Source organism: Corallococcus praedator, assembly GCF_003612125.1.
GTDB classification, from domain to species: domain Bacteria; phylum Myxococcota; class Myxococcia; order Myxococcales; family Myxococcaceae; genus Corallococcus; species Corallococcus praedator.
On the sequence record NZ_RAWI01000349.1, the window covers coordinates 1 to 9,863 of the forward strand.

Annotated in this window: 11 protein-coding genes; 6 read left to right on the forward strand and 5 right to left on the reverse strand. The window is 69.2% G+C overall.

Translation table 11 applies throughout. The annotated features are described in order from the left end of the window. From D7Y13_RS31940 to ald, 4 genes are all read right to left on the reverse strand, one after another. The coding region (locus tag D7Y13_RS31940; RefSeq protein WP_147452537.1) for a response regulator at positions 1-789 on the reverse strand (789 nt) is incomplete at its 3' end. A gap of 184 nt (positions 790-973) precedes the next feature. After that, positions 974-1,840: an anti-sigma factor family protein gene (locus D7Y13_RS31945; protein WP_120536556.1), complete on the reverse strand. Its 867-nt coding sequence runs from the start codon at positions 1,838-1,840 to the stop codon at positions 974-976. A 26-nt stretch (positions 1,841-1,866) separates the two neighbouring features. Continuing rightward, positions 1,867-2,508, reverse strand: a complete 642-nt coding sequence (locus D7Y13_RS31950) for a sigma-70 family RNA polymerase sigma factor (protein WP_120536564.1) — start codon at positions 2,506-2,508, stop codon at positions 1,867-1,869. 253 nt (positions 2,509-2,761) lie between these two features. After that, positions 2,762-3,889 carry an alanine dehydrogenase gene (ald, locus tag D7Y13_RS31955; RefSeq protein ID WP_120536555.1) on the reverse strand — a complete coding sequence of 376 codons (1,128 nt, stop codon included), beginning with the start codon at positions 3,887-3,889 and terminating at the stop codon, positions 2,762-2,764. 176 nt (positions 3,890-4,065) lie between these two features. Here ald and D7Y13_RS31960 point away from each other — a divergent pair, with 176 nt between their 5' ends. Both D7Y13_RS31960 and D7Y13_RS31965 read left to right on the forward strand, forming a co-directional pair. Next, positions 4,066-5,379 carry a radical SAM family protein gene (locus D7Y13_RS31960; RefSeq protein WP_120536554.1) on the forward strand — a complete coding sequence of 438 codons (1,314 nt, stop codon included), beginning with the start codon at positions 4,066-4,068 and terminating at the stop codon, positions 5,377-5,379. A gap of 58 nt (positions 5,380-5,437) precedes the next feature. Further along, the gene (locus D7Y13_RS31965; RefSeq protein WP_120585263.1) at positions 5,438-6,145 is read left to right on the forward strand and encodes a tetratricopeptide repeat protein; all 708 of its coding nucleotides are present in this window, start codon (positions 5,438-5,440) and stop codon (positions 6,143-6,145) included. 19 nt (positions 6,146-6,164) lie between these two features. Here the strand turns inward: D7Y13_RS31965 and D7Y13_RS31970 are convergent, their stop codons facing one another. Further along, positions 6,165-7,034, reverse strand: a complete 870-nt coding sequence (locus tag D7Y13_RS31970; RefSeq protein ID WP_120630876.1) for a response regulator — start codon at positions 7,032-7,034, stop codon at positions 6,165-6,167. A gap of 133 nt (positions 7,035-7,167) precedes the next feature. Here D7Y13_RS31970 and D7Y13_RS31975 point away from each other — a divergent pair, with 133 nt between their 5' ends. From D7Y13_RS31975 to D7Y13_RS31990, 4 genes are all read left to right on the forward strand, one after another. After that, on the forward strand, positions 7,168-7,689 hold the full coding sequence (locus tag D7Y13_RS31975) for a chemotaxis protein CheW (protein WP_120535881.1): 522 nt from the start codon (positions 7,168-7,170) through the stop codon (positions 7,687-7,689). 14 nt (positions 7,690-7,703) lie between these two features. After that, positions 7,704-8,093, forward strand: coding sequence for a Frizzy aggregation protein FrzB (locus D7Y13_RS31980; RefSeq protein ID WP_370451764.1), 390 nt, complete (start codon positions 7,704-7,706; stop codon positions 8,091-8,093). 5 nt (positions 8,094-8,098) lie between these two features. Beyond that, complete coding sequence (locus D7Y13_RS31985; RefSeq protein WP_120535883.1) at positions 8,099-9,352, forward strand: methyl-accepting chemotaxis protein; 1,254 nt, start codon at positions 8,099-8,101, stop codon at positions 9,350-9,352. Between the two features lie 68 nt (positions 9,353-9,420). Continuing rightward, the coding region (locus D7Y13_RS31990) for an Hpt domain-containing protein (protein WP_208734510.1) at positions 9,421-9,863 on the forward strand (443 nt) is incomplete at its 3' end.

A 9,863-nucleotide genomic window follows, 5' to 3' on the forward strand; every position in this document is an offset into this window, starting at 1 on the left:
GGCGGCGCGCACGGGCGCGGGGGGCGGCGCGGCCACCGGCTCCGGATCCGCCGGCGGCATGAAGCCGATGACGGTCTTCTCCTCCGGCTCGTCGCCCAGGTCGCTCAGCACGTCCAGCGAGTCGTCGTTGTCGGAGCCCAGCGAGTCGAGCGCGGAGATCTCCTCCTCGGCGGACGGGGACTCCAGCTCCGGCGGCGCCTGGACGGACTCTTCGTCGGGCGTTCCGGTGACGGGCTCGGACAGGTCGCCGAAGGCCTCGTCGAGCATGTCCAGGTCCTCCCCGGGCACCGCGGGCTCCTCGCCCGTGTCCACGGCGATCTCCTCGCCGAAGTCCGGGGCCGGCTCTTCCTTGCCGAAGTCGTCGCCCAGCGAGTCCAGGGTGAGGCTGTCGTCCACCACCTCGTCACTGGCGGGCAGCTCCGGGAAGCCGATGAGGCTGCCCACCCGGTCCACCAGCGTGTCGGTGTCCACGGGCTTGGCGACGTATTCGTCCGCGCGCGCCTTGAGCTTGCTGTGCGCCGCGAAGCCGTCCGGGCTGCCGATGATGACGATGGGCAGCGCCTTGAGATCGTCGTCCTTCTTCAGCTTGCCGCAGATGAGGTAGCCGTTCTGTCCGGCGGACAGATCCACCGCGAGCACCACGAGCTCCGGGCGCTCGCGCCGGATCAGCTCCACGCTGCCCTTGCCGTCGCCCGTCGTCTGCGCCGTGAACCCCCGGGCTTCCAGGGCCTGCTGCAGGGTGGCGGAGAGGGTGGCGTCGCTTTCGACGATCAGGATTCGCTTGGACATGAAGGGACGGCCGTCCTGGGGTGCGGCGCGCGGTGGATCACCACGAACAAGCGGCGGCGCGCGAGAAGAGAGTCGCGGTCGAGGCTATCGGCCATGTCTGGGACCGTCAATCTTCACACCGGGCGCAATGCCCGGTATTCAGTCGAGCAGGCGACCGCTCGGGCCCCGCGCCGTCAGCCCTGTTTCAGGGCTGTAGCGAGACGGGCTGCAGCGACACGTTCTGCACGCTCACCGAAGGCTTCACCTGCGCGGGGCGCGGGATGCCGTTGGAGCGGTGCTCCTGCTCCCGCAGCATCTGCAGGATGGCGGCGTCGTCCAGGTCCGTCACCAACTCGTAGGTGATGTCCTGATCACGCCACGTCACCACGTTGTACGCCTGGCTCGAGTCCACGGCCACGTTCTCCACCGTGGGGGACTCCTCCACCGTCACCCGCCGGCCCGTCGCCGGATACACGAACACGCCGATGTTGCGCTTGGCCTCGTTCGTGCGCCGGGGCTGGGTCTCGTAGCTGACGTAGACGACTTCCTGGCCGTTGAGCGTGGAGAAGCGCGCTCCCACCGGCTGGGCCTGCTGCAGGCGGGGCAGGGTGATGCGGTGCTCCACCTTGTCGTTGAACCACGCCTCAATCTGCTCCGGCGTGCCCGCCACGAACTCCAGGGGCCGCTGGCGCGTGTGCCGCTGCACGGCTTCCAGGATGGTGGCCCGCTGGGCCTGACCGGACTGGTACGTCATCCAGCCGCCGCCCACCGTCACCACCACCAGGGCCACGGCCCCGGCGCGGATCCACTGGCTCACCTGGGCCCGGCGCTGCTCACGGTGCAGGCCGGACTGGATGCCCGCGCGCAGCGAAGCCGGCGCGCGCGAGCCCTGGGCGGACACGGAGTGCTTCGCCGCGCGCCGGAGCGTCTGGCGAAGCTGCATCTCTTCATCCACCCGCGCGATGCATGCGGGGCAGTCTTCGAGATGCGACTCCACGTCGTGGCGTTCCTCCGGCTGGAATTCACCGTCGAGGTACGGGTACAGCAATCGCTCGAGTTCCTGGCAGGTCATGGGCGCTCGATGAATCCAACCACGAACTAGCCGGCCTTCTTCCGTCGCCGGAACTCTTCCAGGTCCGCGGGCGCGGGCACCGGATCTCCGTCGTGACGGAAGACACCCTGACCCTGCGCGTACTCACGCAGCGTCTTCTGCAGCAGCTTGCGGCCCCGGAACAGCCGGCTCATCACCGTGCCCACGGGGCACTCCAGAATCTCCGCGATCTCCTTGTAGGAGAACTCCTGGAGGTCCGCGAGGATGACCACCAGCCGGAAGTCGATGGGCAGCGAGTCGATGGCGCGCAGCACGTCGTCCGACAGGAGCCGGTCGAAGAAGTACTGCTCGGGGTTGGCGGCGAAGTCCGTCGCGTCCCGGCTCACGAAGCGCTCATGCACCGCCTCGCGCTCCACGCCCTCCACCACCGTGCGCTCCTTCACCTTGCGCCGGTACCGGTTGATGAACGTGTTCGTGAGGATCTTGAAGAGCCAGGCCTTGATGTTGGTCCCGCGCTCGAACTTGTCGAAGAACCGATAGGCCCGCATGCAGGTGTCCTGCACCAGGTCCTCGGCATCGCGCTCGTTCTTGGTCAGCCGGAGGGCCGCTGAATAGAGCGGGTCCAGGTGCGCCAGCGCCAGCTCTTCGAATTCCTGCTTCGTCCGGTTGGGTTGCCTGAAGTCCAGCATCATGCTCCCGCCTTCCAGGGGCCCGAAATGATTGGGGAATGCGTCGCCTGCCTAACGGTCAATCTATGCACCGGAACAGACGGGTCAACAACGCTTTCCCCTGCCGCGCCGCCCGCATGCCCGCTTCTGGTGTGGGGAGACGCCCGGCGGGATCATTTATTCCACAGGGTGGGAACCAGGGGGGACACCCGGACGGGGCTTCCCCCCTGGCAACCCGGCCAGAAGACGGCTGGCCGGCTGCTGTACAGGCGGGTTACTTCTTGCCGCCGAGCGCATCCATCAGGGGCACGTAGTCGTAGCCCATGTCCTTGGCGACGGCCTCGTAGGTGATGTGGCCGTTGTAGGTGTTGATGGCACGCTGGAGGGCGCGGTCGGCCTTGATGGCCTCCACCAGGCCCAGGTCCGCGATCTTCCGCGAGTACGGGCGCGTGGTGTTGGTGAGCGCGAACGTGGACGTCTGCGGCACGGCGCCGGGCATGTTGGCCACGCAGTAGTGGACGACGTCGCTCACGGTGAACGTGGGGTTGTCGTGCGTGGTGGGCTTGCAGGTTTCAATGCAGCCGCCCTGGTCCACCGCGACGTCGACGACAACGGAGCCGGGCTCCATCTCCGCGATGAGCTCGCGGGAGACGAGCTTCGGGGCCTTGCCGCCGGGGATGAGCACGCCGCCGATGACGAGGTCCGACTCGCGCACGGTGCGCGCGATGGACTCCGTGTCCGACGCCAGCGTCTGCGCGCGGCCGAGGAACACGTCGTCCAGGTAGGTGAGGCGCTCCAGGTTCACGTCCAGGATGGTCACTTCCGCGCCCATGCCCACCGCGACCTTGGCGGCGCACAGGCCCACCACGCCGCCGCCGATGACGGCCACGCGGCCGCGGCGCACGCCGGGCACGCCGCCCAGCAGGATGCCCTTGCCACCGTGGGCCTTCTCCAGGCACGCGGCGCCGACCTGGATGGCCATCTTGCCGGCCACCTCGCTCATGGGCTTGAGCAGCGGCAGGCTGCCGTCGTCCAGCTGGAGCGTCTCGTAGGCGACCGCGGTGACCTTCTTCTTCAGGAGCGTCTTGGTGAGCTCCGGGTCCACGCCGGCCAGGTGGAAGTACGTGTAGACGATCTGCCCGGGCTGCATGCGCTCGTACTCGGGCGCGATGGGCTCCTTCACCTTCACGACCATCTCCGAGCGCTTCCACACCTCATCCGCGCTGGAGATGATCTGCGCGCCGACGCGCTGGTACTCCGAATCAGGGATGCCGGAGCCGACGCCTGCGTTCGTCTCGACCAGCACCGTGTGCCCCGCGCTGGTGAGCGCGCGCACGCCCGCAGGCACCATGCCGACACGGTACTCGCGGGTTTTGATCTCCTTGGGAACTCCGACGATCACGACTGCCTCCGGATAGGGGACTGCGAAAACGTGGCGGACCCATAGACCAGGGCCCCAACGCTTTCAAGGCGCGCTCCGGCACCGTGGGGTGGGCTTGCATGATGGGGCTCATTCGCTCGCACACATGACGCGAGGCGTTGGACGCGTCAGGGCCCGCCCGTGTTAGGTAGCAGGCCATGACGCACGCGCCGAAACTGCTCTTCGCGGACCCCAAGGGCCGGGTCATGGAGCATCCGTACCTCATCGCCACCCTGCGCAGCGGGGAGGAACTCGTGCCACCGCAGGACAAGCCCATCGCCCTGCCGGCGGCAGGGCGCCTGGTGCACCTGCCCGGACGGCTGCCGGTGGGACTCAACCCGGACTCCGGCGAGCTGGAGCTGGTGCGCGAGATGAAGATCGGCGGCAAGACGTTCGTGCCCAACGCGGTGGGCGCGCTCTTGCCCCCCGGCTACACGCGCACGTTCCTGCCCGGTGAGGTGAAGGGGGACGGGCCGGTGCTGCCGCAGTGGGCGTACACGGCGGCGGCGTGGGGTGAGAAGGGGCCGCTCGCGTGGGCCATCCACACCGACCGGCGCTCGCACTGGGAGCCGGAGTCGTACTCCACGCCGGAGCTGAAGGGCCTTGTCACCGCGCACATGGAGCGCTTCCCGGACAGCCGCGTGCTCAAGCAGTTGAAGACGTGCGCGCTGCTCTACCGGTGCTTCACGTCGCAGAACATCTTCTACGCGCGCGACGAGGGCGCCATCCCCGCGTCGGTGATGTGCAACGCGCGCTGCGTGGGCTGCATCTCGGATCAGCCCGCGGACGGTCCGCCCGCCTCGCACGAGCGCATGGACGACGGCCCCTCCGCGGAGGAGATGGCGGCCATCGGCCTGTACCACCTGGAGCACGCGCCGGGCCGCACCATGGTGAGCTTTGGCCAGGGGTGCGAGGGCGAACCGCTCACGCGCTGGAAGTACATCGCGGAGTCCATCCGCATCATGCGCGCGAAGACGGACCGGGGCTCCATCAACATCAACACCAACGCCAGCCTCACGCACGGCCTGAAGGCGCTGCTGGATGCCGGGCTGGATGCCGTGCGCGTGTCGCTCAACGCCGCGTCCAAGGGCCTCTATGAGGCCTACTACAAGCCGGTGAAGTACGGCTGGGAGGACGTGGAGGCCTCCATCGCGCTGGCGCGGGAGCGCGGGGCGTACCTGGCGCTGAACCTGCTCTTGTTCCCCGGCGTCACCGACCGCGAGGGCGAGGTGCAGGCGCTGGAGAACCTGGTGCGCAAGTACCGCGTGGATCAGGTGCAGACGCGCTCGCTGTGCATCGACCCGCTGCAGTACCTGGACGTCGCGCGAGGGCAGGGCGCGGGCGGCGAACCGGTGGGCATCCGCACGCTGCTGAACCGGCTGAAGGCGGCGCGGCCGGGGCTCATCATCGGCAACTTCGCGCGCGGCCTGGACGAGCGCGAGAACGCCGCGAGCGCTCCGGGCGACGCATAGGCGTCACCCCCCCGTCAGGGGTTTGACCCACCGGGGGCGGACGGCTACAGAGCCGGGCATGTCCGCCTCCTTCCGCGTCCCGTTCCGCCTCGCCGTCCTCTGCCTCTCCTCCAGTGCCGTCGCCGTCCTCGGCGCGTGCAGCAGCGGCAGCAAGGCGCCCGAGGAGCCGGAGTTCGACCACGGGTTGAAGAAGCCCATCGTGCGCAAGCTGCGCGCGGAGCTGAAGGAGACGCCGTGCGACAAGCCGAAGGCGCAGGAGCACGCGCAGCTCCTGATGACCACCGGCGACCTCAAGGGCGTGACGAAGGCGTCGGACGACTACGCCGCCGCCGGCTGTGGCTCCAATATCGTCCTGCTCCAGCTGTCGTACACTGCGAACGCGCGCCTGGAACAGAAGGAGGGGGCGCTGAAGGCCGCCACGGCGCTGGTGGAGGCGCAGCCGACCAACGCCAGCTACCGCGTGTGGCGGGGCCTGTCGCAGGAGGCGCTGGGCCAGACGGAGGGCGCCGCGGCGGACTACCAGAAGGCCTTCGAGCTCCAGCCGGATCAGCGCCCCATCCTCAACGCGCTGCTCAAGGCCTATGAGACGCTGAACCGGCCCTGTGACGCGCTGGCCGCGTACCAGCGCTACGTGCAGGCGAAGCCCACGGAGGCGAACAAGTCCGACGTGAAGGAGGCGATGCAGGTGCTGGCCAGCAAGACCACGTGCCCGGTGGATGCCGCGCCGGTGGATGCCGGGGCGTCCGAGGCGGCGACGGCGCCCTGAGGAGGGCGGGGCGCGGGGACTACTCGGCGCCGGGGGGCATCAGCTCCTTGGCGACGAGGTTGCCCATCACGGCGTCCTTCGGGATGTAGCCGTCGGCGCCGGCCTCGCGGCAGATGCGCTGCAGCTCCTCCACGTTCTCACCGGAGCACAGCAGCACCTTGATGCCCTTGAAGAGGCTGTTGCTCTTGATGAAGCGGCAGAACTGCTCGCCGTTCACGTTGGGCATGCGCACGTCCAGGAGCACCAGGTCCGGGCGCGTCTGCTTCTTCAGGATGATCTTCGTGGCCTTGTCCGCGGAGTCCGCGATGTGGACCTCGAAGCCCTTGGACACCAGGTCCGCTTCGATGATCCGCGCGGTCATCTCACTGTCGTCCACGATGAGGATGCGCGGTTTGCGCGCCCCGGGGGCCAGCGTCTTCGGCGCGGAGAGGCCGGCGGGCGCGGCCACGGGGGCAGGGGGGGCGGCGGCGACGCTCACGGCCGGGGCAGCGGGGGCAGCAGGGGCGGCGGCGGGGATGTTCAGCGCCGGAGCGCCGATGAGGCCCATCACGCCGCCCAACACGCCTTCCAGGCCGCCGCTCTTGAGGATGTAGCCGTCCGCGCCGGAGTTCTTCGCCTTCGCGGCCAGCTCCTCCTCCGAGATGTCGGAGTAGAGGATGAGCTTGGAGGAGACGTTCTTCACCTGCCGCAGGAATTCGACGACGTCGTCGCCGAACATCTCCGGCATGTTGACGTCCACGAGAATGAGCGCGAACGGACCCGTGGCGAGCTTCTGGTCGAGCGTGGTCAGATCGGGCGCTCCGCTGGCCTCATAGCCGGCGGCCGTCAGGGCGCGGACGGTGAGCTCCAGCAGCATCGGGCTGTCGTCAATGACCAGTACGCGGGACATCTTCCTCCTCAGGGGCTCCCGGCCCACAACCCTACACCTTTGGTCTCCGCCGAACCATCGAAACGGCGAGCAGGCGGACAGACTTGGCTGGACCCTTGACCCTTTTTCACACTGTCCGGGATACTTCACTGCCTTGACCCCGACCACCACTCCCCTCCAACGCGCGCTCCGACAGGCGCCGGACCGCACGCTGGCCGCCCAGGCCCGACCCGAGCAGGAGTTCTTCTGCTTCAAGGTGGGCGAGCTGCGCTTCGGCGTGCCCAGCGAGAACGTCACCGAGGTGCTGCGCGCCGGGCTGCTCACGCCCCTGCCGCGCACCCCCTCGTTCATCATGGGCGTCACCGGCCACCGGGGGCAGGTGCTGCCGGTGGTGGACCTCCTGCGCTTCCTGAGCAAGGGCGAGGCGCGCATCGGTCCGCGCACGCGCATCTTCGTGGGCGTCAGCGGCAACTACGTCTCCGGCGTGGTGGCGGACACCGTGCTGGGCCTGCGCCGCGTGCCCGTGTCGGAGATCCTCCCGCCGCCCCTGGGCGGTGACGCCGCCGCCGAACACCTGCTGGGCGTCGTGCACGGCGGCACCCCCCATGACGGGCTGAACCTGCTCAACTTCTCCAAGCTGCTGCAGACGGCCCGTCAGCGCGCGGTGGTGCGATGAGTCGGGAGGGCACCGTGAACGGGGTCGCGGACGATCGCTCCGCGGAGGAGCTGGGAGAGGTGGACATCCTCTTCTTCCAGATCGGCGACTCCGAATATGGCACCGACGCCTCGCAGGTGCTGCGAATCGACCGGGCGCTGCCGGACGACCTCACCGTGCGCGACCTGGGCCTGCCGCACCGCGGCCTGCGCGCGCTGGTGTTCGACACCCCGGAAGGCGAAGGCCACCTGAAGGTGGATGCCGTCAACGGGGTGCGCCCCGTGGCGCTCGCCGTGCTACGCCGCATGCCCGCTGCCGCGGGGGCGGCTCCTTATGCAGTGGGCGTCTGCCTGGATGAACAGTCCCGGCGGCCCGTGTTGCTGATTGATCTGGCGGAAACCTTGAAGACGCAAGGAAGGCACTGACACACATGTCCCTGGAGAGCCCCAACGACAAGCCCGCGGCGAAGCCCCGCGGTGCGAAGAAGTCCCCAGGCGCGAAGGCGGGAGCCCCCGAAGCCAACGCGGTGGATCCGCTCAAGCCCTTCACCGACACGCTGATGTCGGTGCTGTCCGGCAACCTGAACGCGCGCGTACCCCACGACCGCGTCCAGGCGGATCCCACGGGCTTCGGCCACCTGCTCAACCAGGTGCTGGAGCAGTTCTCCTCCGCGGAGCACCGCAAGCAGGTGGCGGCGCAGGAGATCGATCAGGCGCTCGACTCGCTCATCATCCTGGTGCGGGAAGGCGACCTGTCGCGCTGGAACACGTCCACGGAAGACCCCCAGCTGGGGCCCCTCCTGGAGGGTTTCGGCAAGGTCATTGAAACGCTGCGCATCTTCGTGCGGGAGATCAACGAGGCCGCGCTGCGGCTGTCGTCCTCCGCCAACCAGGTGCTGGCGGCGTCCACGCAGCATGAGACGTCCTCCACCGAGCAGGCCGCGGCCATCCACGAGACGACCGCGACGATGGAGGAGCTGAAGCACGCCTCCGCGCAGATCGCGGAGAACGCGGGCAGCGTGGCGCGCGTGGCGGAGGAGACGCTGGGCGCGGCGCGCGCGGGTCGCGGCGCGATTGGCGAGTTCATCCAGGCCATGCAGCAGATCCGCAGCGACGGCGTCGCGGTGGCGGACTCCATCTCCAAGCTGTCCAAGCGCGTGGAGCGCATCGGCACGGTGGTGGAGGTCATCGACGAGATCGCGGACCGCTCCGACCTGCTGGCCCTCAACGCGGCGCTGGAAGGCAGCCGCGCGGGTGAGGCGGGCAAGGGCTTCTCCATCGTCGCGGCGGAGATGCGCCGGCTGGCGGAGAACGTCCTGGAGTCCACCAAGGAGATCAAGAACCTCATCACGGAGATCCGCGAGGCCACGCAGGCCGCGGCGGGCGCGGCGGACGCGTCCAAGCACGCCACGGAGTCCGGCGAGAAGCTGGGCGCGGTGGCGGCGCAGGCCGTGGAAGGCATCCTCGCCGGTGTGCAGGAGACGAGCGACGCGGCCCGGGTCATCAACCTGGCCACGCAGCAGCAGCGCACGGCCACCGAACAGGTGGTGGCGTCCATGGCGGAGATCGAGGACGTGACCCGTCAGACGACGCAGGCGTCGAAGCAGGCCACCGGGGCCGCCGCCGAGCTCACCCAGCTTGCGGGCCGGCTCGCCGAGCTCATCAAGCGCTTCAAGGCCGACTAGGCGTTCTCCTGAAGGGGAGAGAAGGGCTTCTGGGGGCGCGGTAGCTCGCGCCCCCGGGCCTGCCACCCATGGACACCGAGGCCCTCAAAAAGTCCCTCCTGAAGAAGTTCCAGGAGGTCACGGCCGACCGACTCCAGAAGATCCAACTGGGAGTCATCGACCTGGAGAAGGAGACCGCGGATCAGGCCGCGGACGACGTCGCGCGCGAACTGCACACGATGAAGGGCGAGGCCCGCATGCTGGGTCTGGCCGCCATCGGTCAGCTCGCGCACGCCGCCGAGGACGTCCTGCGCGCCGAGCGCGAAGGCAAGACGGCCACCGAGACCGCCACCGACGTCATGCTCCGCGCATGCGACGTGCTGTCGGACCTCATCGAGGACCTGGACGCCGCCCACACCGGCTCCACGGCCACCGAGGAGATGGTGAAGGCCCTGTCGGAGGTGTCCGGTCACCCGGTGCCCGCCCTGGGCCCGGTGCGAAAGCCCGCCGCTTCGGCCGCGCCGCCCAAGCC

Excerpts from the sequence above, each read along its gene's own strand:
- D7Y13_RS31985 (WP_120535883.1), top strand. The coding sequence starts at position 8,099 with ATGTCCCTGGAGAGCCCCAACGACAAGCCCGCGGCGAAGCCCCGCGGT.
- D7Y13_RS31965 (WP_120585263.1), top strand. The coding sequence starts at position 5,438 with ATGTCCGCCTCCTTCCGCGTCCCGTTCCGCCTCGCCGTCCTCTGCCTC.
- D7Y13_RS31950 (WP_120536564.1), bottom strand. The coding sequence starts at position 2,508 with ATGCTGGACTTCAGGCAACCCAACCGGACGAAGCAGGAATTCGAAGAG.
- D7Y13_RS31970 (WP_120630876.1), bottom strand. The coding sequence starts at position 7,034 with ATGTCCCGCGTACTGGTCATTGACGACAGCCCGATGCTGCTGGAGCTC.
- D7Y13_RS31960 (WP_120536554.1), top strand. The coding sequence starts at position 4,066 with ATGACGCACGCGCCGAAACTGCTCTTCGCGGACCCCAAGGGCCGGGTC.
- D7Y13_RS31945 (WP_120536556.1), bottom strand. The coding sequence starts at position 1,840 with ATGACCTGCCAGGAACTCGAGCGATTGCTGTACCCGTACCTCGACGGT.